This window comes from Actinotignum sp. UMB0459 (assembly GCF_051905915.1).
Taxonomy (GTDB): Bacteria; Actinomycetota; Actinomycetes; order Actinomycetales; family Actinomycetaceae; genus Actinotignum; species Actinotignum sanguinis.
In genome coordinates, this window is sequence record NZ_JBQAIK010000008.1 from 128,511 (window position 1) to 152,101 (window position 23,591).

Consider the following 23,591-nt stretch of genomic DNA (forward strand, 5'->3'; position numbering starts at 1 on the left):
AAACGAAACCGGCGACTATTCACCACGAGATTCCGCGATGATCTGTTCCGCAACGGCCTTCGGGACTTCGGCGTAGGAATCCATCTGCATGGAATACACCGCGCGCCCCTGGGTCTTCGACCGCAGGTCACCAACGTAGCCGAACATTTCGCTCAGCGGCACGTTGGCACGCACGATCTTGACGCCCGTCGCATCCTCCATGGACTTGATCATACCGCGCCGGGAGTTCAGGTCGCCGATAACGTCGCCCATGTACTCTTCCGGGGTGCGGACTTCCACGTCCATGATGGGTTCCAGGAGCACCGGGTTGGCGCGACGTGCGCCTTCCTTGAACACCTGGTTACCCGCGATCTTGAACGCCAGCTCCGAGGAGTCGACGTCGTGATAAGCGCCGTCTTCCAGGGTGGCCTTGACGCCCACCACCGGGAACCCGGCGAGGACACCATTCTGCATGGCTTCCTGGATACCCTGATCGACAGACGGGATGTATTCACGCGGAACGCGACCACCGGTCACGGCGTTGACAAATTCGTAGGTGTCGCCGTCTTCGTTGGAGTCAAGCGGCTCAAACGTCACGATGACACGTGCGAACTGGCCCGAACCACCCGTCTGCTTCTTATGGGTGTATTCGACGCTATCGACCTTCTTGCGGATCGTCTCGCGGTAGGCAACCATCGGAGCACCGACGTTCGCATCAACCTTGAACTCACGCTTCATACGGTCGACGAGGATGTCGAGGTGGAGTTCGCCCATACCGCCGATAACGGTCTGGCCGGTTTCCTCATCCTGACGAACCGTGAAGGTCGGATCCTCTTCCGCGAGCTTCTGAATAGCCACGGAAAGCTTTTCTTGGTCGCCCTTCGACTTCGGCTCGATGGCCACGTGAATCACGGGCTCCGGGAAGGACATGGACTCAAGAATAATCGGGGCGTCCTGGGCGCAGAGGGTATCACCGGTGGTGGTGTCCTTCAGCCCAATGAACGCGTAAATATGCCCGGCATGCGCTTCTTCAACAGGGTTTTCCTTATTGGAGTGCATCTGGAACATCTTGCCCACGCGCTCCTTGCGGCCCTTGACCGAATTGAGCACCTGGGTGCCGGCCGAGACCTTACCGGAGTACACGCGGATGTAGGTGAGCTTGCCGTAGAAGGGATGCACCGCAATCTTGAAAGCCAGCGCGGAGAACGGTTCGTTCTCGCTCGGGTGGCGTTCTTCGGTTTCACCGTCTTCTTCGTGACCCGGCTTGAAGCCCTTGATAGCGGGAACGTCAATCGGGGCGGGCAGGAAGTGCACCACGCCGTCCAGCGCGGGCTGGATACCCTTGTTCTTGTAGGCCGAACCGGCGTACACGGGGTAGATTTCCGAGGCGATCGTGCGGATACGCAGACCCTTGATCATATCCTCGGTGCTCAGCTCGCCGTCCTCAAGGTACTTCTCCATGAGTTCATCGGAAGCTTCCGCGGCATCTTCCATAGCGGCCATGCGCAGTTCTTCCGCCTTGGCCTGGAGTTCCGCCGGGATCTCCTCTTCCACCACCACGGCGCCCCAGGTGTCATTACCCTGAGCGTCCTTTTCGGGGAAGCGGATCGCCTTCATCTTGAGAACGTCCACCACACCGGAGAAGTCATTTTCCGCACCGATCGGGAAGGTGATGACCGTCGGGTGAGCGCTGAGGCGATCCCGAATGGTCTGGACGGAGAAGTCGAAGTTGGCCCCCAACTTATCCATCTTGTTGATGAGGCAAATACGCGGCACGTGGTACTTATCAGCCTGGCGCCACACCGTTTCGGACTGCGGCTCCACGCCTTCCTTACCGTCGAACACCGCGATGGCGCCGTCCAGCACGCGCAGGGACCGCTCCACTTCCACGGTGAAATCAACGTGGCCGGGGGTGTCGATGATATTGAACTGCGTACCCTTCCAGAACGCGGTGACCGCGGCGGACGTAATCGTAATGCCGCGTTCCTTTTCCTGTTCCATCCAGTCGGTCGTCGATGCGCCGTCATGGGTTTCACCCAGCTTGTGGTTAATGCCGGTGTAGAGCAGGATGCGTTCGGTGGTCGTTGTCTTGCCGGCATCGATGTGCGCCATGATGCCGATATTGCGAACCTTGGAAAGGTCCGTAAGCACTTCTTGTGCCACTTTTCGCTCTCTTCTATCTCGCGGGTCAGATAACCCTGGTGATTACCAGCGGTAGTGGGCGAAGGCCTTATTGGCTTCCGCCATGCGGTGGGTATCCTCGCGGCGCTTGACAGCGCCACCAAGGCCGTTGGAGGCATCGAGGATTTCGTTGAGGAGACGTTCCGTCATGGTGTTTTCGCGACGCTGGCGCGCGAATTCCACCAGCCAGCGCAGGCCAAGGGCCGTGGAACGGCCAGCCTTGACTTCCACCGGCACCTGGTAGGTGGCACCACCAACACGGCGGGAACGCACTTCCAGCTGCGGACGAATGTTATCCATAGCGCGCTTGAGAACCGCCAGGGCATCCTGCCCGGACTTTTCCGCCACGCCTTCCATCGCACCGTAGACGATGGACTGCGCCAGGGACTTCTTGCCATCCACGAGGACGCGGTTGACCAGCTGAGTCACCAGCTGAGAATTGTAAACCGGATCGCTGACCAGCGGACGCTTCTTAACCGGACCCTTACGAGGCATTACTTCTTCTCCTTCTTGGCGCCGTAACGGGAGCGAGCCTGATTGCGGCTCTTCACGCCCTGGGTGTCAAGGGCGCCGCGGACAATCTTGTACCGCACACCGGGGAGGTCCTTCACGCCACCGCCGCGAACGAGCACGATGGAGTGTTCCTGCAGGTTGTGACCTTCACCGGGAATGTACGCCGTCACTTCGATGCCGGAGGACAGGCGAACACGGGCAACCTTACGGAGCGCAGAGTTCGGTTTCTTGGGGGTGGTGGTGAACACGCGGGTGCACACCCCACGACGCTGGGGGCTCCCCTTAAGCGCCGGGCGCTTAGGAGCGCGCTTCTTCTTCGCGCGGCCCTCGCGGACCAGCTGCTGAATTGTAGGCACTACTTCTCCTGATAGACAGATGAATATTATAACGTTTGCCAAATCTGCCCGAACGCACACCGCTCATTACGGGACGGCCGGAGGCCGCCACAACAGACCCGCAAACAGGCAACCTAAACAAGAATAGCGGTTAACACGAGGAGCCGTCAAAGCTTCGCGGGCTGAGGTGTTAGGAAACACACGGGTTGCGGGCCCGTCCCGGCTCTTCTTTGTACGACGACGCCGCAGCGGGGGGGGGGGCCCCCCCGCCCCCCCCCCCGCACCAACAACCCCACCCCGCCCCACAATTTAAAAATAAAAAAAAAAAACCACACCGAAACTCGAGTCAAACCGAGTTCGAACCCGATTCGAGCCTGCTAGCAAGCCGAAAAGTCCGGATAAAACCAACACCAAGTGTCCTATAGGCCTCGTGATAGCCCGAGGGCCACGAGGGCGGCCACCAGAATCAGGATTGCGCTCAGGCGGGGTATCACCAGGAGCACCAAGACCGCACATATATGACCGATTCCGGCAAGGACAAGGGGAATTCCCGATCCCGGTAGGGAGGCAAGGGCGCGGGCTACGTGGTCAATCCACCACGTGGCCAGTTGCGCAAAGGAGATGGCGAGGCCGGCGAGCACCGGGAACAGCGGTGCGGTGAGCGCCCCGACAAGTCCGAAAATAGTGAGGGGTGCGACGACGGGTGCCACAAGCGCATTAGCCGGAACCGCCCACAGCGACCCAGCTTCGGTGAAGAGGAGCAGTACGGGTAGGCAGGAGATTTGGGCCACCAGCGGAATGGCAACGACCCGGGCGAGTGCGGCCGGGAAGAACCTGCTGAGGTGTTCCGTAAGCGGGTATCCTCCGCAGATAATTCCGAGGGTGGCACTGGCGGAGAGCAGGAAACCGTAGCCGGTTGCGAGCCACGGATCAATGAGGGCAGCGGTGATGCTCGCGCAGCTCAGGGCATTGATAGCTTGGCTTCGGCGGTTCATTCCCACTGCTGCGAGAACCACCAGGCCCATGAGTGCCGCCCGGATAACCGAGGGCGCGGGTCCCACCAGAATAACCAGTCCACCTAAACCCACCACTCCCGCTAACGCGGTACGCAGGGGCCGGGCCCGGCCCACCGCCATAATAATGATGCCGAGAACAAGGGATACATGAGCCCCGGAGACCGCAATGAGATGGGTAAGGGCCGTTGTGCGCATGGCTTCTTCCAGTTCCGGGGATACCCGGCTATCGTCTCCGAGGGCGACCCCGGGGATAAGGCCGCGGGCGTGCTCAGGGCGGGTGGAGAGCAGCGTGGCAAGCGCGGTATCGATGCGGTGAACGATGCCGGCGCTCAGCGCGCCACTCCCGCGTGTTTGGAGGGCAGGCCCGGACCAGCGGGCACTTTCCCGCCGCCCGTGCGCGGGGGTGAGTCGGCCCTGCCCAAACACGCGCTGACCCGCCAGGGCTGTGCAGGGAACTTCCGCTCGGATTCGCGCGCGGGGGCCGCTGGCAAGCTGCACCCCGTTCGGGCCAGCGGTGGTGATCTTTGCGGGGCGCAGCAGCGCCGTGCATTTTTCTTCTCCCCACGGCATAGTGGAGGGTTCCGGGCGGGTCATGACATAGGCATCCAGTTCCACGCTTCCCCTGACTGCCGGGATATGCGCGGCAGAGAGGGCGAGCAGCCCGGCGATACTGGTAGCACCCAGCGTGCACGCCACCGCGAGGATACTCAAAACCACCCCGCTTGCTTTCCCGCGCCGGCCGGGATGCGCCCGGGCATACCCGGTTACTGCCCAAGCTGCCACGATGCACAGGGCAGCACCGAGGAATCCGAAGTGCGCATACCCGCTCAGCGCCGCCCACGCCCCGCCCAGGGCCGCGGCGGCTGATGGAAGGAGGCGCATATCCTGACCGTGGCCCGCATGCGCGCAATGCGAACTTCGCTGGCTTCTGCGAGTGCGGGGATCGCCGAACACCCTAGGCTTGCACAGATCGCTGCGCTTGCCCCTGGCACTGCGACTGCGCGGGACATCGAGCTTGCGGATCATACTGTCACCAGCGCGGAAAGCTTATTAAATTTAGCTGGTCCAATACCGGGGACCTCAAGAAGATCTTCCGGAGCGGTAAAGGGGCCGTTGTTTTCCCTCCAGGTGAGGATATCCCGAGCGGTAGCCGGGCCAACCCCGGGGAGGCTCTCCAAGTCGCTGGCTGAGGCGGTATTAAGGTTGATCAGGGCACCCGAGCCGGCTTTCCCAGATGCTTTATCCCCACCGGCCGCGCCGCCGCCCGCCCCACCGCTATTCCCACCTGCGCTACCACCGCTCCCACCCGGGCTTGTGCTAGCTCCAGAGCCGATGCGTGCTCGCGGTGCTTCACCGGGTGCGGGTATGTGGATGTGAGAGCCATCCGCCACGGGTTCGGCTAGATTGACCACGGCACCGTCCGCATTCGGAGTGAGCCCGCCAGCTAATTCCACCAGGTCGTTAACCCGAGCTCCACCGGGAGCGCTATACACTCCCGGAGTGGCCACTTCACCAGAAATATAGGCAACGATGGTTGCGGGAGCGGATTCTCCCGCGGTAGGGCCAGCCGGCCCAGGTGTGCTACCCATTACCCGGCCGTGCGAAGGGCCCGGCGAAGCCTGCGGATCGGTAGAAACCACAGCCGGATCTTCCATATTGGCACCCGAACTGGCCACACTGTTCCCCGGTGGCACCGCTGCGGGGCTGGCGGAAGTGGGACCACCTCCACGCCCGAGCCAGGCCAGCGCCCCAAGAATGAGGAGCCCGCCCAGCAGAGCAATAGCGAAGGCACCCAGTGCTCGAGGAGACCAGCGCCACCGAGATGCTTGCGCGGGGGTGGTGAGCACGGCGATATCTTCACCGGTACCAGCCCCAAGGGCAAGATCCGCGAAATCCCGTACCGCACTGCGGCCCTGCGGCCCACCCACACTCGGCTCCAGACCTGCCTCCGGTACCGGATCGGGATGGGGCAGGCTGAGGCGCGGGGCGGGGCGAGGTAATAAAGTAATCATGGCCCCATCATGCTCACCCTCGCGCCCTCACGCCGGCACCGCCGCCCGCTTGGGGATAACACTGACGTTTGACCAGCTGTGGATAGGTACCGCCACCGCCGCTCTACAATATGGGTATGAACGACGCCGATATTGCCCGCTTGCGCGCCGAAGCGGCCGAAGCCGCTGCCAAAGCTGCCCGCGCGGAAGCCGAACTCGCCCAGGCTCGCCTCGATGCCGCCCTCGCCGCACAAACGTCACTCGCTTCAGAAGCCTCAACTGCCACCGACACCGCCACTGACACTCCACCCCCCACCGCGGCAGAGAAGCGCCCACCCGTGCAGCCGGCGGCGTCGTCGCCGGAAGACTCCCCGAAACAAGGCGCCGAACGCAACGATGACGATTACGCGAGCGAGGTGGCTCGCAGCTACCAGACATCCGGACCGGCTCTCACTCTGGGCGCCTACCTGGACCCGGCCGGGAATCCGCGGCCCGATGTTCTGGTGCGCTTGCCTTTCGCGAGTTTCAACAGGCACGGCCTGGTATGCGGGGCAACCGGCACCGGGAAAACTCGTACCCTCCAGCTGCTGGCCGAACAGCTAAGCGCGGCAGGCGTGGCCGTGTTCCTTACCGATATTAAGGGCGATCTTTCGGGCCTGTGCGAAGCGGGCGTGCCTTCCGATAAGCTCACAGCGCGCACCCGGGCTTTGGGGCAGGAGTGGGCGGGGGCCTCGTTCCCGCTGCATCTGTATTCCCTCACCGAAACAACCGGGGTGCCGCTGCGCTCCACGGTGGAGGATTTCGGTGCGTTGCTCCTGGCCCGGGCCCTCAAACTGAACGACACCCAGGAATCGGCGCTGGCCTTGGTTTTCGCGTGGGCGGAGAAAGAAAATCTGCGACTGTACACCCTGGAGGACCTGCGCGAGGTACTCCATTATTTGACCACGGATGGGAAGGCGGAGCTCTCCGGTATTGGCGGGGTATCTACCGCGACCGCCGGGGTGATTTTGCGCGAAGTATCTGCCCTGGCTGCACAGGGTGGGGATATGTTCTTCCAGCGTCCGTCCTTTAGTCCGAGCGAACTCATTGCCCACGAAGGTGAGCGCGGTGTTATTTCCGCCCTGGAGCTTCCCGACGTGCGCGATATGCCCGAACTTTTCTCCACTTTCACCATGTGGGTGCTCAGCCGGCTCTTTTCCGACCTGCCCGAGGTAGGAGATACTCCCCTGCCCCGCCTGGTGTTCTTCTTCGACGAAGCGCATCTACTGTTCTCGGGTGCGTCCCGGAATTTCGTGGACGAGGTTACCCGCGTGGTACGCCTCATCCGTTCGAAAGGCGTGGGGGTTTTCTTCGTAACTCAAACCCCGCAGGATATTCCGGAATCGGTACTCGCACAGTTGGGTACCCGCATACACCACGCCCTGCGCGCCCACACCCCCAAGGATGTCAAGGTTCTCAAGGAAACAGCGAAAACTTTCCCCTTCTCGCCCCTCGATATTGCAGCCCTGCTGCCCGCGTTAGGGACCGGTGAAGCTCTGGTCACGGGTTTGGGCGACGACGGCGCCCCTACGGCAGTGGCCCCTACCCGGCTGTGGGCGCCGCGCTCCGTCATGGGCCCAGCCACACCGGCAGCGCTGAGCACCGCCCTCGGCACAACACCCCGGCCTGCTCCTCTTTCCGGGGAGGCCACGAGCGAGGGCGCGGCGCGTGGGGTTGCCGAGCGGCGCGCGCAACTGGAAGCTGCCGCGGTGGCCGCTAAAGAAGCTGAAGAACAGCGGCGGGCCGAGGAGGCCGCAGCGAAGAAAGCCGCCCGCGAGGCGGAGAAAAAGCTGGCGGCCGCCGAGCGTGAAGCCGAGCGGGCCGCCCAGCAGGCTCAGCGGAATGCCGAAAAGGCTGCCGAGCGCCAGGCCCGGCGCCGCGATGCGGCCATCGATTCGGTGGTGCGCAGCGCCGGGAGGTCGCTCGGCCGCTCGATTATTAATTCGATTTTCGGACGACGGCGCTAGCGCCGGCACCTCCTACTTGCGCGCGTACGAAGCGGACGTAGCCGGATAGCTCATAGTGACGGTGAGGCTGCGGGAATGGCCCGGGGCCAACGCCACGCGCCCCACTTGATCCGACCGATTAAAAGCATTGGGGAGGGCGGAAGCCGGGGCCACCAGGAGTGCTTCCCGGGCCCCGCGTTCCAGGGTATCCCCGGTCCATAGCCGCACATAGGGTGCCTCGCTCGGTTCCTGGGCGAGGATAATATCGCGTTCGCGGGCCGGATCGGTGAGGACGGTTGCCACGATGCCGTCGCTGGTGGGGACCAGCGAGGTGAAGGTGGAGTCGATACGGCTAGCACCGAGCACCGGCCACTCCACGGGGGTGCTTACCCCGGTGAGCGCGGCATCTCCGGGAGCCGGAATCCCCTGGGCATCGGCCGCGATCTTGGTGCGAGCGCTGACCGTTGCCGACATTTTTGAAATGGAGGCGAGCTGCGGGAAGCGCAAGTAGCCGTTCCACGCGACCGCCACCGGGGCGCAGCTCTCACCCAGGTTCGTCACTTCCACGCTGACGGACAGATTATGGGTTCCCGCGCTGGAATCTCCCAGCGCGTAGACCACTTGAATTCCCACGGGCCAGGGGTACCCCGCGACCGCGGGAAGCTCCGCGCGCAAAATAAGCGCATCTGCGGAGCGTTCCCGCCGGAATTCACAAGTGTGAACCCGCAGGCACCGACCGGTGGTATCAGCCTCCAGGTGGTAGCTCTGCCCGTCCCAGGTGTAGCACCCGCCGGCGAGGGGCCCCACCCAGGGAGCTTCGATGAGCCCACGTCCACCGGCTGCCTCCTCTAATTCGGCGGCACTGCGGTAGCCGGAGAACACCTCACCGTCAGTATCCCAGGAGAGGAGAGTAGCCCCGCGCGCAGCTACGAGGGCGCTGGCTCCGCCAGGTGCGCTGAGAAGCCACGCCGGGTTACCGTCAAAGTCGTGCGCCGTGATTCGCATACGTGCCACGATATTCCTCCTTAATCCCGCGGGTTCCTCCCCTTGGATGAGTGCCTGAGTTCCGGGCGCTAAGCCTGGCGCCGCGCCCGGACCACCTCAGAGCCCGATACTTGACTGCGTTCCGATTTAGGGAACGATATTGATGAGTCCGGGGGCGCGCACAATAATTTTGCGCGGTTCGCCGTCCAGGAAGGCCTGCACCCGTTCTTCGGCCAGGGCTCGGGCAGTTAGATCCGCATCGGAAATATCCTGGGGTACCTCCAGGCGGGCCCGGACTTTACCTTTAACCTGCACCACGCAGGTGACGGTGTCATCCACGAGGAGCGATGCGTCACTGACCTGCGGGAAACTAGCGCGCGCCACCAGGCCGGGCTGCCCCAAACGTGCCCAGAGTTCTTCGGCAATATGGGGTGCGACCGGGGCCACCATGGCCACGATAGCGCAGGCAGCTTCCCGCGGCACCACTTCCAGCCCGGTGAGGTGGTTATTGAGCACGATGAGCTTCGAGATCGCGGTATTGATACGCATATGGTCGTAATCATCCGCAACTCCCGCGATAGTGCGGGCCAGGAGCTTGGCGGTTTCGGCATCGGGGGCGGCATCGCTGACCGTCACCTCACCGGTGCGTTCATCAACAATATTGCGCCACAGCCGCTGCAAGAAGCGCTGCGAACCCACCACCGCACGGGTATCCCAGGGGCGGGAAACATCGAGGGGGCCCATGGACATTTCGTAGACGCGGAAGGTATCCGCGCCGTACTGATCGGCCATATCATCGGGCGTGATGATGTTCTTGAGGGATTTGCCCATCTTCCCGTATTCCCGGTTGACTTTCTCCCCCTGGTAGTAGAAAACCGTTTCACCGTTTTCTTCGCGTTCTTCTACCTCATCGGCCGGTACATAGGCTCCGCGGGCATCGGTATAGGCGTAGGCCTGCACGTAGCCCTGGTTGAAGAGCTTGTGGAAAGGCTCCGAGGAGGAAACGTAGCCCAGGTCAAAGAGGACCTTGTGCCAGAACCGCGCGTAAAGCAGGTGGAGCACCGCGTGTTCGACACCGCCCACGTACAAATCCACCCCGCCGGAAGTGTTACCGGCCTCGGGACGCGGGCCCATCCAGTAGGCTTCGTTTTCCGGGGCACAGAAGCTATCCGAATTGGTGGGATCCACGTAGCGCAATTCGTACCAGCACGATCCTGCCCACTGCGGCATGGTATTGGTTTCGCGGCGGTACTTCTTGAGGCCATCGCCCAGGTCAAGCTCCACATTCACCCATTCCGGGTTACGTTCCAGCGGAGGTTGGGGCAGCGAATCTGCGTCGTCGGCATCATAAGAGGCCGGCGAGAAGTCCTCCATTTCGGGCAGCTCCAAGGGAAGCATCGATTCGGGTAGCGCGTGCGCAATCCCCTCCTCGTCCCAAACGATCGGGAAGGGTTCACCCCAGTAGCGCTGGCGGGAGAAAAGCCAGTCGTGCAGACGGTAGGTGACGGTGGCGGTTCCGGCCCCGCGTTCTTCCAGCCAGGCGATGATCGCGGCCATGGATTCCGTTTTGCTCATGCCGTTGAGGGAGATCTCCTCATTGGCGGAATCAACGAGGATGCCGTCCCCGGTATAGGCGCCTTCCTCCAAATTCGGGCCGTACGGGTCTTCCGCCGGGCCGATGGTGCGGATGACGTCCAGATTGTATTCACGCGCGAAAGCCCAGTCACGATCATCATGGGCAGGAACTGCCATAATCGCGCCGGTTCCGTAACCGACCAGCACATAATCCGCCACGAATACCGGAACTTTGGCGCCATTGACCGGGTTGATTCCGAAGAGCCCGGAGAAAACGCCGGTCTTTTCGTGGGTATCCGAGGTGCGTTCCATATCCGATTTCGCGGCGGCACGCGCCCGGTAGGCCGCTACCGCTTCGCGTGGAGTGGCGTATCCGCCGGTCCATTCTGCACGGGTGCCTTCCGGCCAGCTATCGGGAACCAGCAGGGCCTGAGCATCAGCTTCCGTGCCGGGCTCGGTCCCGCCCAGTGCGGCGTGCTCAGGGGCAACGGCCATGAAGCTGGCCCCGAAGAGGGTGTCGGGCCGGGTGGTGTAAACATCGAGGACCCGCCCGGAACCGTCAGAAAGCTCGAACCGAACCGTGGCTCCGTGGGAGCGACCGATCCAGTTCTGCTGCATGGCCCGCACTTTATCCGGCCAGTCGATAGTGTCCAGGTCGCTAACGAGGCGATCCGCGTAGGCGGTAATCCGCATCATCCACTGGGCGAGATTGCGCCGGAAGACTGGGAAATTACCGCGTTCGGAGCGCCCTTCCGCGGTCACTTCTTCATTGGCGAGCACCGTTCCCAAGCCCGGACACCAATTAACGGGTGCTTCCTTAATATAAACCAGGCGGTATTCGCTGAGTGCCTCCGCCTTTTCTTTCTTGGAGAGTTGCTCCCAGGGCCGGCCATCCGGAGTGGCCTTTTCCCCGGTAGCAAATTTCGCCTCGAGTTCCTCAATAGGCCGGGCCGCCCCATTTCCGCGCCCGTCCCGGCGCGGGTAATCCGGGTCAAACCAGGAATTGAACACCTTCGTGAAAATCCATTGGGTCCACTTCACGTAATCAATATCAGTGGTGGAGAAAGCCCGGCGTGAATCATGGGAAAGCCCGAGGCGATGCAGCTGGGCGGCCATATTGGCAATATTTTCCGCGGTGGTAATGGCCGGGTGCTTGCCGTTTTGCACCGCGAATTGTTCGGCGGGAAGTCCGAAGGCGTCATAGCCCATGGTGTAGAGGACGTTCTCACCCTTCATGCGGTGGTAGCGGGCCACGGTATCCGTGGCGATATATCCGAGCGGGTGGCCCACGTGCAGGCCGCGCCCGGAGGGATAGGGGAACATGTCCTGGATAAAGAACTTCGGAGCCGAGGTATCACCCGCGAGATCCCCAACCGGGTTCGCGGCGTAGAAGGCACCTTCCTCTTCCCAGCGTTCCTGCCAGTGGGCTTCGATCTCATTAGCCAGGTCCGCGGTGTAGCGGAACTGGGTCATATCCTCAGCGCTCAAGGGTACTCCTTTTCGACGGTCGACTTCGGTCAATTGTAGCTCTCTCCCCCGATAAATCTCAGGTCGTCCACAGCCGCGAGGCTGCGCTGGCGGCCACGTGCCAGCAAAGATGACAGCTAGAGGGCGAAGCCGGCGACTAGACTGGGACCATGAGCGTCTTTTCAAAAATCATTGCTGGTGAGATTCCGGGTCGTTTTGTTTGGGCCGATGACGTGTGCGTTGCTTTCGCAACGCTTGAGCCTCACGCTCGCGGGCATGTTCTGGTTGTGCCACGCGCGGAAATTGACCGTTTCACAGATCTTGATGATGAGACGGCAGCGCATCTTTTCATCGTTGCCAAGCGGATCGGCAAAGCCCAGATCACAGCTTTCGGGGTGGATCGTGCGATGCTGGTCATCGCCGGTCTGGGTGTACCCCACACCCACCTGCACGTTATTCCCGCCGATTCGGAAAACGTCACCAGTTTCGCTTCGGCTCGCAAGGATGTGCCCGGCGCCGAATTGGACGCAGCCATGGAGGAATTGCGTGTGACCCTACGTGAACAAGGCTGGGAGGCTTTCGTTCCCGAACAACTCGGTTCTCTTGCCTAGGCCAGCCCCACCAGATTCTCAATAAATTCGGCGGTGTCGGTCCAATCCCGTACCGCGTGGGTATCGATGCCGAGCCGGGTAACCGGGTAGTCGTTTCCGGCCGGGTCGAGCCGATCCCCCACGAAGAGCATATGGGCGATGGGGATACCAGTTTGCTTGGATAATTCAGCAATTCCGTATGCTTTGTCCACGCCCTTACGGGTAATATCCACGGACGTTGAACCACCTGAACGCACTTCCAGGTACGGCAGACGCGCTGCGACAGCTTCTCGCAGCGCGTTTTTCTTTTCCCCGCTCGGATCCCAGGCGCGTTTCGCTTCCAGCGGGGCGCTTTGCCCGAGGGCGGAGAAGGTCACCTGGGATCCGCGGTCTTCCAGGATCTCTCCCCAGGTGCTGCTTTCCCACAGCCCGAGCCGCCGTGCTTCTTCTTCCAGGGCCAGGGCAGCATCCCGGCGTTCTTCCGCGGTGAGATTGCGGACGTACACATCGCGCCACTGTCCCTCATCGTGAACGAGGTAGCGGGTTCCGCAGGTAGGCATGAGGTGGAGACGCGCAAGTTCCGCGGGGGTGCCATCCAGTCCTTCCAGGAGCTGGCTTTCGAACTGTCCGAATTGGCCACCGGAAATCACGCACACTTCATACGTATCGAGCAGTGCCCGCAGGGCTCGCGCCATGCGTTCCGGCAGCGCTGATTTAGAAGGTGCCAGGGTATCGTCCAGGTCAAAAGCAATAAGGCGATAAGACGTCATAGCCACAGTATGGTGCACCGACCGCGCAAATGCGAAATAACTGGGCAGCACTAACCTACCCGCAGGGCAGGTGACCCAGCCCTTGTAACAGGGTAGCCACGCGTTCTTACGACGACGCAGCGGGCTGATACATTGCGATGTATCAGCCCGCTGGTGGGTTGGGAACGGCAGGGTATCTGGCTGGTGAGGAGCCCATGCCCCGGCCCCGGAGCGCTAGCCCTGCCTACTGTTCGTCTTTAATGGCTGCCTCGCAGAGTAACCGGGCACCGCCAATAATAAGGAGAGCAACCACGAGGCTGAGGAGGAAGCTGAGGACTCCGGCAAGCGCGACCGTGGCGGGCGTATATTCACCGAAAACGCTAATCATGGCGAAAAGCGAGACGAGCACGTGGCAGCCGGCCACGATAAAGGCGAGAATCATGATGATTGGCGCGATGGAACGCGCTACGCGGGTGGAGAAGCTGGTGGAGAACAGCGCCGCAAAGCCGGAAGGGTTGTGCGGCTGCTGAGGCTGGGGCGGGTAGCCGTATCCCGGAGCTGAGTACGCCGAAGGCGCCCACTGGCCCTGCTGCGGGGCGGGGATATAGCCCTGGCCCTGCGCCTGACTCTGCTGGGTTTGCTGATTTTGCTGATCAAAACCCTGCTGGTAGGACTGCTGTTCCGGCTGGGCGCTCTGCTGACCATAACCGGGGTTATTATCAGGGAACTGGTTATTCTGTTCGCTCATGAGTATTCCTTCCGTAACGAGCGACGGCCACGACGGGATCATGACCCGAGGCACTTCACACTTAAAATAGCAAGAAAGTGGAAACGCGCGTACTCATTTCACCACCCGCCGGAAGCGGGTAGGTACCAACTAAGGGTAGCTATCCGAAGCGGCCACCGCGAATAAGACAGATCCAGCACGGGACCTGGCGGCGGGCCGAGGGATAGGGCTACCCGGACATCTTCTGGCAGTATCTCATTCATACCTGAATGATGGCATGAGGTTACGACAGAAAAATCTTGAGGTAGCTATCTCTCGGCCCGCTGTGTTCCGGTTCAGGATGGCACCGCCACTGGCAGTGCCACCGGCACGTTACACTTCAGCTTTCTCGAGCTCTTCAGCATCCAGCTTCGGGGAGGCACTCACGGTCCCTTGGCGCGCCCGCCGCGAGAAGCGATGGATATCGCCCACGATAACATCATGGCGCTTCGGGAAGAGGAAGTACTTCGAGGCGAGGTTGGCGAAAGCCGCGAACATTTCCCGCCCGGATTGGAGCTGCTGGATATGCAGGGCATTCCACATGAGCCAGGAGAACTTACCGGTAATGGCCGGCAAGTGCGGAATTTCGGTGACCGCGAAACCAACGCCAACGGTCGCCATGGTGCCTTTGTCGAAGTAGTCGAAAGGTTCAGTTTCCCTACCCGCCAGATTATTGGCAATGACCTTGGCGATATGCCGTCCGCCCTGAATAGCCGGCTGGGCCAGCTGCGGAAGCCCGCGTTCGCCACTCACGGCTACGTCACCGGCAGCGAAAACGCCGTCCACCCCTTCCACCTGGAAGTGCTCATTCACCTGAATACGCCCGCGCGCACCCTGCGGCACGCTCCATTCCTTGACCTCGCGCGGAACACCCACACCGGAAGACCAGACGATCAGCGAGGCGTCAATCCACTCTTCTTCTTCCGTCTTGGTGTTCTTTACCAGGATGCGGTTCTCCTCCACCGCGGAAACAGCCTGGTTGAGAAGCACCTTCACGCCGCGATCTTCAAGGGCGCGGTGGGCGGCATGACGGCTCTTCTCATCGAAAGGTCCGAGAACCGTGGGTGCCATATCCACGAGGATGATCTCAAATTGCTCGGTATCAATACTGGGGTAAAGCGTCTCAAAATCGAAATTACGCAGTTCGGCAATGGCGCCGGCGGTTTCCACTCCGGTGGGACCCGCCCCGCACACAACCACCCGGAAGGGCCCCGGATTCTCAACGGCATCCATGCCGTCCAGCAGTCCGTAGAGCCGGTCGCGGACCTCAAGCGCTTCATCGCGCGTGTACATCGGCAAGGTGTGTTCCGCGGCGCCCTGAATACCAAAGTAAGCAGCGCTCACGCCGGTGGCGAGGACGAGGTAGTCATAAGCCATCGTGCGCTCGTCATCGAGCTCGATGATCTTGTTATCCGTATCCACGTGCTGGAGTTCCCCGAGTACGAAACGCAGATTCTTTTGCTTGCTGCGTAGTGCACGCAGGTTGTAGGTAATATCCCCCGCGTTGAGCGTGCCCGAAGCCACTTGGAAAAGCAGCGGCTTGAACGTAGTGTACGGATTCTTATCAATGAGCGTTACCCGCACGGGAGCCTGGCGGAGGCCACGTGCCGCTTGGATACCAGCAAAGCCACCTCCGACGATGACCACATGCGGTAACGCACTTCCTTTAATATTGTGACTCATAACCCATAACATAGTGGATGTATGAGCTACTTTCCAATACTTTGCGCGAGCGCATAATAGTGACCCTCAGCAAATATCACCGCAGCATAGCAGCAACCAGATCAGCAACCGGAGCAGGTCCCACCGGGAGGATCCACCGGGCGGCAGCCTTGGTTTCAGTACTGGCCTGCGGCATTGCGAAGCTCTGCGCTATTTCGCGCATCCAGGGAATATCATTGGCGGAGTCCCCCACCCCTAGGGTGTGCCCCGGTTTTAGCCCGCGCGCCCGCAAGGCCAGTTCAATTCCTTCCCATTTGGTCACCCCGGGAGCCACCACATCAACGAAATGAGCGTGCCCGCGCACCGCCCCGGGAAACGCCTCCTGCCAGAGGCCACGGAGCCGATCCAGTTCAGTTTCGGTTCCGGAGAAGGAGAGTTTCGTGATGGTATCGGCCGCAAGGTCGGCGACGTCGCCGCGGAGCGGTTCCCGCCCCGCGGAGGCGTTGCGAATAACGTCCTCAAACAAAGGCGCCCCGAAGCTTTGTACGACGACGCACTCTTCTCCATTGACGACTATCCCAAGACCGTGTTCCGCCGCGAAGCGGATAGCCCGCGCGTAGGCGGTGGCGCCAAGCGGGTGGCGGCGCACTACCGCGTGCCCGTCCCAGACGATGGAGCCACCTTCAGCCACCACCCATCCGGGCACGCCGGCTTCCGTGAGAATATCGGCCGCCCCGGCAATGATGCGCCCGGTCGCCAGGGTAATCGGGATACCTGCGGCGTGGAGTTGTTGAAGTGCGCGAATATTTTCCGGGAGTACCCGCGAGCTAGCGTCCGTGAGGGTTCCGTCCACGTCAAAAACGACGTTCGTGGGGCGGGCGAATTCGCGTTCGCGATAGGTAATGTGCCCGGAGGCGTCCAATACTCCCAGCTGATGGCGAATCTTCATTTTTCGTTATCCCTGTGTTTCTCACAAGATGCTACTTCCCCGCTTAGGAAAACTCGCAGATTTTTTCGAAGTTTACGCTCTCCAAATACACGAAGCCCGCTCATTTCGCTGACTCGTTGCACTTTGTACCACGAGTTGGAACCCAGAATAAGGAGCAATTCACAACCGACAATCCCATATGAACTAATAAGCTCGCGAAGCGCTTTCACTCCAGCATCGATCTCCCCGCTCTTACACTCGATCCAATACATGGACGATTCGCTAAGAATGAGGCAATCAATTTCACGAATAGTACCATCCGGAAAACGAAGCTCCACATTGGGATAGGAACGTATCTGAGCCCCGGTTGTCTGGCGGATATCAGCAATAACATCCCTGATGAGGAAAACTACCCACCTTTCAAACCATCCACCGTTGAAGAATTGGTAGTAAGTGCCGTCTGCGGCGACGCTGACCGTTATTAACTTTGCTTCGTTGTCGTAGCTGTAAGCTTCGAACACTCCCAAGTTATAGAGAACTGCACAGAACTGAGTAAGGGTGGTCTGTTGAATTCTCGCGAAGCGCTCGATATGAAGATCAAAACTGCGGTCAGAAGCATTCAAGTTATGCATCGCGGAGAGTAGAGGTTTCAGCATGTTACCCCGAGTTCCAATATAGACCGCAATGTATTCAAGTAAGCCATCATATCCGCGCACCTCGTGCATACGTTGCAGTTCCAGGCCCCGCTCTCGGAGAGATTCTTTCAACCAACCAATATCCGGAGCCGAAAGCCCCGAACGTAGGAGGAGGCGCCAATTTTCCCGTAAGGCTAAATAATGGCTTTTCTCGGTTACGTAGGTTTTAGGCAAGAGTAGTGTCTCAAGTAAATCGATGCGTTGCTCGAGCTCAGTTAATTTTTGGCGGGGACGGATATAGGCATCAAGATACTTTTTACATTGACTGAACAACCGCCACACGTGATCACCCTCAACTTATCAAGTAGTTCATTCAATCCTAAAAGATACCTAGTAATCTTAGAGGGGTTGTGGCGACCCTTGTTTAATGAAACTTGGTGGAGCTAAGGGGATTCGAACCCCTGACCTCTTCCATGCCATGGAAGCGCGCTACCAACTGCGCCATAGCCCCAAGCGACTTATAGAACTTTAGTCGGAGAAGAAACGCTTGGCAAATCAGAATCAGATTTTGTGTCGAGCATCGCATTCTTGCAGGCGAGTGCTTAGCCTTCCGGCCCTTCCACCTCAAAGTTTTTCACCGGATCGTGCTCATCAGCGAGGAAACGGTTGAAGCCGGTGAGGCGCCATTGCGGCTTCGTATTCTTACGCCGCTGCAGCATGGCCCAGTGGCAGTTATCCAGGCCGCCCAGGCCCTGCCATTGTGCCCCGCACCCGAGGAGCACCCCGAGTCCGCAGGTAATCGCCGCGCCATGCGCGGTCACAACCAGCAGGCCGCCATCCATATCTTCACTGGCTTCGCTAATCGCCGCCGCCACGCGTGCGCCTACGTGTTCCTTTGTTTCCACGCCGACGCCTACGGGTTCCTCCCCGGCCCGCCACTGCGCGAATTCGCGCGGGTAACGTTCGGCGATCTCGGTGCGGGTCAGGCCTTCAAAGAGCCCGAAACAGCGTTCTTCTAAACGCGCATCGGTTGCTACCTCGAGCCCTACCAGCGTGGCGGCCTCGAGAGCGGTGGCATAGGCGCGCTGCAATGGGGACGCCACGAAACGAGCCGGGCCGGCAGCGGCGATATAAGGAGCCACGTAACGCGCCTGGCCCAGGCCGACCGCATTGAGAGGGATATCCGTGGAGCCCTGAATTCGCCAGGCCAGATTGTAATCAGTTTGGCCGTGGCGCCAGAGCAGGATGCGATCAGCCGTCATGCATCTACCCCAGCGGCATCGGCCGCCTCAGAGTCCCCGGATTTCTCAGATTCCGGGGCGGGCTCGGGCACCGCGGGTGCCTGTACGCCAGTAATAACAGCCTCATCATCAAGCTGGAGATCCACATGCGGGCAATCGGCCCACAGGCGCGCGAGGGCGTAATCATCACGGTCCTCATCGCGCTGAATATGCACGATCAGTTCACCGTAATCCAGGAGCACCCAGCGCGGGTCGAAAGTGAGGCCTTCGCGGCGCAAGCGCTGCCCGCCGGCGTCGTCAAGTTTCTCCTCCACGCGATCCACGATGGCGCGCACTTTCGGCTCCGAATCACCGGAAATAATAAGGAACACATCGGAAATGCCGAAACGCTCACCAACGTCGAGAGCTTCAATCGATGTTGCTTTCACCTCTGCCGCAGCAGCGGCTCCAATACGGGCGAGCTCTATCGCGCGGTCCGAAGCTGTCACAAGATCTCCTTGATATCGGGGGTAATACTGGATGCCACAAGATCAACAGGCGCGGCCTGCGCGCCGTGCTGGAGGAAGAAGAACCCGATAACCAGGCCGAGCACCACACTAATAACAATGAGCAGAAGCATGGTCATCGTCCAGCGGCGCGGTGCGGATTCGTCTTCGAGTTCATCTTCGTCCACATATTCGTGCGTGAGCGGATCCGGCTGCGCCGCGGGAACGGAAGCGTGCGGGAACGGCGCTGCGGCGTCGTTCCCGGTATTTTCTGCTACCGGCGGCGCCGGCTCCTGCTCCGTAACCGAGGCACGCAAAGCATCGCTTTGGGTACGGGCGAGCAAACGCTCGCGTAGGCTACCACCTTCGGAAAACTCCGCCGCCTCTTCCGCTTCGGCCGATACCGGAGCCGGTTCCGAAGCCGTGAACGGCGGCACAAGCGAGTGTTCTTCTTCGCCAATACTGGCTTCAGTATCGGCTTCGAAACGGTCGAAAACGGAGATGCGCTCCCCTGAGAGCACGGGCGCCGCTACTTCAGCTTCCTCAGCCGCCCCAGCTGCCTCAACGGCTTCGGCACGCTCGGCAAGAATAGCCCGCCGCCGCGTTGCCCGCACTACCGGAATATCCCGGGTGCGCCGCAATTCTTCTACCGGCGACGCCTCGCCATCTTCGAGAGGTTTCAAGAGTCCGCGCTCGCGCATCTCGCTGCGTGTGAGGCGCCGCCCGCCCTCGCTCATTTCTTCTCCTCTCGGCACGACTGTCCTTTGTCAAGTTTACCCGGTGCCTCGCGCTGGGCATAAAGTTTGTATTTTCTAATGTGCTGCACCACGCCTTCGGGCACCAAATACCAGATGGGCTCGTGGGCTTTCACCCGGTCGCGCACATCCGTGGAAGAAATCGCCATAGCGGGAACCTCCACAATTTCCACGGCATGTTTGGGCAACGCGGATACATCAATCGTATGCCCGGGGCGCGTGACGCCGATAAAACGCGCCATCCCCCACAGTTCCTCGGCGTTCTTCCAGCGCAAAATCTCCGGAATAACATCCGCTCCGGTAATGAAGTACAGATCCGCATCCGGGTAGACCTCACGTAAATCCCGCAGGGTATCCACGGTGTAGGTCAGGCCGCGCCGCTCAATATCCACCCGCGATACCGTGAAGCGGGTATTCGAGGCGGTGGCAATAACCGCCATGAGATAGCGATGTTCGGCCGGGCTCACGTGCTGCCCCTGCTTGAAAGCGGGGCGGCCGGTGGGCACGAAAACCACTTCGTCCAACCCGAAACGATGCTGCACTTCCGAGGCTGCCACCAGGTGACCGTGGTGAATCGGGTCGAAAGTTCCGCCCATGACCCCGATCCGCCGACGCCGGTGCTTGCGTTCGTCGAAAGGAATTTGCACCGGTTCGTCTTTATCGGACATGCCCCTCGCCCTCTGCAATCCACGTGGTCGTGGTCATTTCTTCCAGCCCCATGGGTCCGCGCGCATGCAATTTTTGGGTAGAAATACCAATTTCCGCGCCCAGCCCAAATTCGCCGCCGTCCGTGAACCGCGTCGAGGCATTAACCATGACCGCGGCGCAATCAACTTCGGAGGTGAACCGATTAATGGCACGCTGATCCTCGGCCACAATAGCTTCGGTATGACCGCTCGAATAGCGGGCAATATGCGCGAGCGCCGCCTCAATATCGGGCACCACCGCCACGGCCATCTCCAGAGCCAAATATTCCTTTTCCCAATCTTCTTCCGTTGCGGCCTGCGTGGGAATATCCCCCGCAAAATTCTGCGCGGCCGCATCGCAATGCAGGGTCACGCCGCGTTCGTGAAGCTCACGCAAAATCCGCGGCACAAATCGCGGTGCGATATCCGCGTGGACAAGAAGCGTTTCGGCCGCATTACACACGCTCGGCCGATGCGTTTTGGAATTAACGACGACGGCGCTAGCCCGCTCCACATCCGCGCTGGCATCCACGTACACGTGGTTATTGCCCACCCCGGTTTCGATCACGGGGACCAGGGATTCGCGCACGACCGTTTGGATAAGACCGGCGCCCCCGCGCGGAATAACAAGGTCCACCAGGCCGCGCAATTTCATCAGTTCGACGGCTCCGTCACGCCCGAAAGTATCAATGGTCTGCACGCAATCGGACGGGAAACCGGCCTCCGTTACCGCTTGACGCATGAGTTCGACCAGCATTTCGTTGGTGCGGATGGCGGCGCTCCCCCCGCGCAAGATCACCGCGGATCCGGCTTTGAGGGCCAGGGTGGCGGCATCCACCGTGACATTGGGCCGGGCCTCATAAATCATCCCGATCACGCCCATGGGCACCCGCACTTGCCGCAAACGCATCCCGTTAGCTAAGCGCGAACCGCGGACCACTTCGCCCACCGGGTCGGCCAAGCCCACCACGTGTTCTACCGCCTGGGCAATCCCTTCAATACGTTCCGCATTCAGGAGAAGGCGATCAATCATACCCGCGGAAAGCCGGCTTTTTTCCCGGGCCACATCCTGGGCATTGGCCTCCACAATACGGGAGGTTTCGCTGCGCAAAATTGCGGCGATACGGCGGAGGGCCTCATTTTTTGACGTGGTTTGCGCCCCGCGCAAAGAACGCGCCGCCTGGCGCGCGCGGCGGGCTACTTGAGCCACGCCCTCGGTTAACGTTGCGGTCATAGCCTCTACTTTAGGCCAGAAAGGCTCCCGTTACCGAATAGGAACAGCGGATGCTTTGCTTCTCGGTATATGCATGATGCGGCCACCCGTATATATTCGGGCAATCTCATGGGAATAGCACTGCCCGCCCCCGCGTTGTAAGTAGCGAGATTTCCACTAAACTCGAGGAGAACCATGGCAACCGTTACTGTCACCGCTGAGAACTTCAACGATACCGTGCATGAAGGCATCGTCCTCTTGGACTTCTGGGCCAGCTGGTGCGGTCCGTGCCGTGCTTTTGGCCCGATTTACGAAAAGGCATCCGAAAAGCACCCCGATATCACCTTCGGAAAGGTGAGCACCGAGGATAGCCCGGAGCTCGCCGCTCATTTCCAGATTCAGGCGATTCCGACCATTATGGCTTTCCGCGACGGCATTCGCGTCTTTGAGCAGGCCGGGGCACTGCCGGCCGGCCCGCTCGAGGATCTCATCGGCCAGGTCAAGGAGCTGGATATGGATGAAATTCGCGCTCGTCTCGCCGCTCACGAAGCCGAGGATTCCGCGAAGAAGGCTGAGTAAGCGCTAGCCTGCTGCGCCATCCAGCAGGCGCCACACGAGTGAGAGGCGAACTGGTCAATTCCAGTTCGCCCCTCACTGTATTCATAAAGCGGCCTTACTCCCGGGAAAGATTAGGAAATCTCTGCCCGTCCGAAAAGCACCGGAAGCACTCCGCGCACCAGCGAGGCTAAATCGGTGCGGATGGAGGTGGGACGGTAAATAATGCCATCTGCCGCGCCCATACCCAGCCAGGACTCGGTGGTATCCGCAACATCGTATACCGTGCCAACCACGTGAGCGCTGCGGGAGAAGTCCGGACCGCCCAGGGCCTGAACCAGGAAGAGGCGTTCGCGGGCAGCAGTACGGGTAGCTGAAATAATAACGGTCATATCGAGGAGGACCTGCAGGTCAGTATCGTATTCTTCCGCCGCCGTACGCAGAGCAAAACGGGCCTCGCGGGCACGGTGCGCATCGGGCGCGGACAGGCGCATCATCGGGGAAATACCGCAGATCGCGCGCAGATTCAGATTCGGAACATCTTCGGCACACACATGCGGCATGAGGCGCACCCCGGCCGCAATAGCATTTTCCACGTCACTGCGCAGGGCCACGAGGTCGGTAGCCGGGGTGATCGGCAAACTCACCAGAGCCGGGGTATCGCTGGTGTCCTGCTGGGTTCTCGCCACTGCTTCCCGCAACGCCTGGGCCGTGGCGGGTACTTCCACCGCGATATCACCACGGGCGCGCGGACCTAAGCGGCTTGCCGTTTCCATAGCGGAGGCAACGCGGGCGCCGGGAAGCACGAATTCCCCGGAGAACTGGACGAAATCAAGCCCACCTTTCCACGCCGCGTCCGCGCAGGAGGCCAGGTGCGCAATGGAAGCCCCGTGGGCTGGGCGCGGAGTTGCGCCGTCGCCGCAAGGATTCTCACCGCCGCCGAGCGCCGAGAGATCGACTCCTAAAAATGTTTCTCTTAAAACTTCCTCATTCGTGGTGGTGCATAGGGTGGTCAATTGGATGGTCATTAGTACTCACTATCAGGACGAAGACGGGCAGAGGGGGCACTGGCAGGCGCAAGAAGGCGCGCGCTCATAAAGTGGTGATGCCAGCGGCGCCAATGCGCCATGGTAATTCGATAGTCCGCGCACATGCTGGAGGTGAGGCCCTGGAGCGTGACAAACTGCGACATCGAATTCTCCGTTCTTCGTCAGCTCGGATGTTCCGAGCGATTGCGAGGGTGCTATATAAGCACTTGCGATAACGCTAGATCTTTATTGTCCAATAGGCAAGACAAACA

The 23,591-nt window shown here is 60.7% G+C and carries 21 protein-coding genes and 1 tRNA gene; 3 read left to right on the forward strand and 19 right to left on the reverse strand.

Translation table 11 applies throughout. The features are described 5' to 3' along the window. Positions 1–15: 15 nt before the first annotated feature. The 5 genes from fusA to ACTFPK_RS02335 all read right to left on the reverse strand — a co-directional run bounded on the left by fusA (position 16) and on the right by ACTFPK_RS02335 (position 6,036). Entirely contained in the window at positions 16–2,142 is a 2,127-nt protein-coding gene (gene fusA, locus ACTFPK_RS02315; protein WP_274732793.1) for an elongation factor G, read from the reverse strand. Positions 2,143–2,184: 42 nt separating this feature from the next. Next, entirely contained in the window at positions 2,185–2,655 is a 471-nt protein-coding gene (gene rpsG, locus ACTFPK_RS02320) for a 30S ribosomal protein S7 (RefSeq protein ID WP_016443110.1), read from the reverse strand. Continuing rightward, positions 2,655–3,029, reverse strand: a complete 375-nt coding sequence (gene rpsL / locus ACTFPK_RS02325) for a 30S ribosomal protein S12 (RefSeq protein WP_016443111.1) — start codon at positions 3,027–3,029, stop codon at positions 2,655–2,657. Before rpsL ends, rpsG begins: the two co-directional genes overlap by 1 nt. A 398-nt stretch (positions 3,030–3,427) precedes the next feature. Continuing rightward, positions 3,428–4,906, reverse strand: coding sequence for a ComEC/Rec2 family competence protein (locus ACTFPK_RS02330; protein ID WP_439910975.1), 1,479 nt, complete (start codon positions 4,904–4,906; stop codon positions 3,428–3,430). Positions 4,907–5,046: 140 nt separating this feature from the next. After that, the gene (locus ACTFPK_RS02335) at positions 5,047–6,036 is read right to left on the reverse strand and encodes a helix-hairpin-helix domain-containing protein (RefSeq protein WP_439910976.1); all 990 of its coding nucleotides are present in this window, start codon (positions 6,034–6,036) and stop codon (positions 5,047–5,049) included. Positions 6,037–6,152: 116 nt separating this feature from the next. Between ACTFPK_RS02335 and ACTFPK_RS02340 the strand changes: the two genes are divergently transcribed. After that, entirely contained in the window at positions 6,153–8,021 is a 1,869-nt protein-coding gene (locus ACTFPK_RS02340) for a helicase HerA-like domain-containing protein (protein WP_439910977.1), read from the forward strand. A 12-nt stretch (positions 8,022–8,033) separates the two neighbouring features. On the opposite strand, the gene ACTFPK_RS02345 is transcribed toward ACTFPK_RS02340, so the two are convergent. After that, positions 8,034–9,005 carry an aldose 1-epimerase gene (locus ACTFPK_RS02345; RefSeq protein WP_439911030.1) on the reverse strand — a complete coding sequence of 324 codons (972 nt, stop codon included), beginning with the start codon at positions 9,003–9,005 and terminating at the stop codon, positions 8,034–8,036. 126 nt (positions 9,006–9,131) lie between these two features. Further along, entirely contained in the window at positions 9,132–12,032 is a 2,901-nt protein-coding gene (locus ACTFPK_RS02350; RefSeq protein WP_439911031.1) for a leucine--tRNA ligase, read from the reverse strand. 164 nt (positions 12,033–12,196) lie between these two features. Between ACTFPK_RS02350 and ACTFPK_RS02355 the strand changes: the two genes are divergently transcribed. Continuing rightward, positions 12,197–12,637 carry an HIT family protein gene (locus ACTFPK_RS02355; RefSeq protein WP_439910978.1) on the forward strand — a complete coding sequence of 147 codons (441 nt, stop codon included), beginning with the start codon at positions 12,197–12,199 and terminating at the stop codon, positions 12,635–12,637. Here ACTFPK_RS02355 and ACTFPK_RS02360 read toward each other — a convergent pair. The 11 genes from ACTFPK_RS02360 to ACTFPK_RS02410 all read right to left on the reverse strand — a co-directional run bounded on the left by ACTFPK_RS02360 (position 12,634) and on the right by ACTFPK_RS02410 (position 21,757). Next, positions 12,634–13,386, reverse strand: a complete 753-nt coding sequence (locus ACTFPK_RS02360; RefSeq protein ID WP_274735135.1) for an HAD-IIB family hydrolase — start codon at positions 13,384–13,386, stop codon at positions 12,634–12,636. The two genes, ACTFPK_RS02355 and ACTFPK_RS02360, sit on opposite strands and share 4 nt — an antisense overlap. A gap of 223 nt (positions 13,387–13,609) precedes the next feature. Beyond that, complete coding sequence (locus ACTFPK_RS02365) at positions 13,610–14,113, reverse strand: hypothetical protein (RefSeq protein ID WP_274735137.1); 504 nt, start codon at positions 14,111–14,113, stop codon at positions 13,610–13,612. Between the two features lie 351 nt (positions 14,114–14,464). Then, positions 14,465–15,814, reverse strand: coding sequence for an NAD(P)/FAD-dependent oxidoreductase (locus ACTFPK_RS02370; RefSeq protein ID WP_439910979.1), 1,350 nt, complete (start codon positions 15,812–15,814; stop codon positions 14,465–14,467). 76 nt (positions 15,815–15,890) lie between these two features. Beyond that, positions 15,891–16,742: an HAD family hydrolase gene (locus ACTFPK_RS02375; RefSeq protein ID WP_439910981.1), complete on the reverse strand. Its 852-nt coding sequence runs from the start codon at positions 16,740–16,742 to the stop codon at positions 15,891–15,893. Continuing rightward, positions 16,739–17,698: a hypothetical protein gene (locus ACTFPK_RS02380; RefSeq protein WP_439910982.1), complete on the reverse strand. Its 960-nt coding sequence runs from the start codon at positions 17,696–17,698 to the stop codon at positions 16,739–16,741. The genes ACTFPK_RS02375 and ACTFPK_RS02380 overlap by 4 nt, the downstream gene beginning before the upstream one ends. A 93-nt stretch (positions 17,699–17,791) precedes the next feature. Continuing rightward, positions 17,792–17,867 (reverse strand) — tRNA-Ala (locus ACTFPK_RS02385). Positions 17,868–17,958: 91 nt separating this feature from the next. Further along, complete coding sequence (locus ACTFPK_RS02390; protein WP_439910984.1) at positions 17,959–18,618, reverse strand: histidine phosphatase family protein; 660 nt, start codon at positions 18,616–18,618, stop codon at positions 17,959–17,961. Continuing rightward, positions 18,615–19,085 (reverse strand): ribosome silencing factor, encoded by a 471-nt coding sequence (gene rsfS, locus ACTFPK_RS02395; protein ID WP_439910985.1) that lies wholly within the window; start codon positions 19,083–19,085, stop codon positions 18,615–18,617. Before rsfS ends, ACTFPK_RS02390 begins: the two co-directional genes overlap by 4 nt. Next, on the reverse strand, positions 19,082–19,819 hold the full coding sequence (locus ACTFPK_RS02400; protein WP_439910986.1) for a hypothetical protein: 738 nt from the start codon (positions 19,817–19,819) through the stop codon (positions 19,082–19,084). Before ACTFPK_RS02400 ends, rsfS begins: the two co-directional genes overlap by 4 nt. Beyond that, positions 19,816–20,505, reverse strand: a complete 690-nt coding sequence (gene nadD / locus ACTFPK_RS02405; protein ID WP_439910987.1) for a nicotinate-nucleotide adenylyltransferase — start codon at positions 20,503–20,505, stop codon at positions 19,816–19,818. Before nadD ends, ACTFPK_RS02400 begins: the two co-directional genes overlap by 4 nt. Further along, positions 20,495–21,757 (reverse strand): glutamate-5-semialdehyde dehydrogenase, encoded by a 1,263-nt coding sequence (locus ACTFPK_RS02410; protein ID WP_439910988.1) that lies wholly within the window; start codon positions 21,755–21,757, stop codon positions 20,495–20,497. Before ACTFPK_RS02410 ends, nadD begins: the two co-directional genes overlap by 11 nt. A 174-nt stretch (positions 21,758–21,931) precedes the next feature. Between ACTFPK_RS02410 and trxA the strand changes: the two genes are divergently transcribed. Then, complete coding sequence (gene trxA / locus ACTFPK_RS02415; protein WP_320757069.1) at positions 21,932–22,315, forward strand: thioredoxin; 384 nt, start codon at positions 21,932–21,934, stop codon at positions 22,313–22,315. Between the two features lie 110 nt (positions 22,316–22,425). On the opposite strand, the gene ACTFPK_RS02420 is transcribed toward trxA, so the two are convergent. Further along, positions 22,426–23,319, reverse strand: coding sequence for a hypothetical protein (locus tag ACTFPK_RS02420; protein ID WP_439910990.1), 894 nt, complete (start codon positions 23,317–23,319; stop codon positions 22,426–22,428). Positions 23,320–23,591 lie beyond the last annotated feature (272 nt).

Excerpts from the sequence above, each read along its gene's own strand:
- rpsG (WP_016443110.1), bottom strand. The coding sequence starts at position 2,655 with ATGCCTCGTAAGGGTCCGGTTAAGAAGCGTCCGCTGGTCAGCGATCCG.
- ACTFPK_RS02330 (WP_439910975.1), bottom strand. The coding sequence starts at position 4,906 with ATGCGCCTCCTTCCATCAGCCGCCGCGGCCCTGGGCGGGGCGTGGGCG.
- ACTFPK_RS02335 (WP_439910976.1), bottom strand. The coding sequence starts at position 6,036 with ATGATTACTTTATTACCTCGCCCCGCCCCGCGCCTCAGCCTGCCCCAT.
- ACTFPK_RS02340 (WP_439910977.1), top strand. The coding sequence starts at position 6,153 with ATGAACGACGCCGATATTGCCCGCTTGCGCGCCGAAGCGGCCGAAGCC.
- ACTFPK_RS02345 (WP_439911030.1), bottom strand. The coding sequence starts at position 9,005 with ATGCGAATCACGGCGCACGACTTTGACGGTAACCCGGCGTGGCTTCTC.
- ACTFPK_RS02350 (WP_439911031.1), bottom strand. The coding sequence starts at position 12,032 with ATGACCCAGTTCCGCTACACCGCGGACCTGGCTAATGAGATCGAAGCC.
- ACTFPK_RS02355 (WP_439910978.1), top strand. The coding sequence starts at position 12,197 with ATGAGCGTCTTTTCAAAAATCATTGCTGGTGAGATTCCGGGTCGTTTT.
- ACTFPK_RS02360 (WP_274735135.1), bottom strand. The coding sequence starts at position 13,386 with ATGACGTCTTATCGCCTTATTGCTTTTGACCTGGACGATACCCTGGCA.
- ACTFPK_RS02365 (WP_274735137.1), bottom strand. The coding sequence starts at position 14,113 with ATGAGCGAACAGAATAACCAGTTCCCTGATAATAACCCCGGTTATGGT.
- ACTFPK_RS02370 (WP_439910979.1), bottom strand. The coding sequence starts at position 15,814 with ATGAGTCACAATATTAAAGGAAGTGCGTTACCGCATGTGGTCATCGTC.
- ACTFPK_RS02375 (WP_439910981.1), bottom strand. The coding sequence starts at position 16,742 with ATGAAGATTCGCCATCAGCTGGGAGTATTGGACGCCTCCGGGCACATT.
- ACTFPK_RS02390 (WP_439910984.1), bottom strand. The coding sequence starts at position 18,618 with ATGACGGCTGATCGCATCCTGCTCTGGCGCCACGGCCAAACTGATTAC.
- ACTFPK_RS02400 (WP_439910986.1), bottom strand. The coding sequence starts at position 19,819 with ATGAGCGAGGGCGGGCGGCGCCTCACACGCAGCGAGATGCGCGAGCGC.
- nadD (WP_439910987.1), bottom strand. The coding sequence starts at position 20,505 with ATGTCCGATAAAGACGAACCGGTGCAAATTCCTTTCGACGAACGCAAG.
- ACTFPK_RS02410 (WP_439910988.1), bottom strand. The coding sequence starts at position 21,757 with ATGACCGCAACGTTAACCGAGGGCGTGGCTCAAGTAGCCCGCCGCGCG.
- trxA (WP_320757069.1), top strand. The coding sequence starts at position 21,932 with ATGGCAACCGTTACTGTCACCGCTGAGAACTTCAACGATACCGTGCAT.
- ACTFPK_RS02420 (WP_439910990.1), bottom strand. The coding sequence starts at position 23,319 with ATGACCATCCAATTGACCACCCTATGCACCACCACGAATGAGGAAGTT.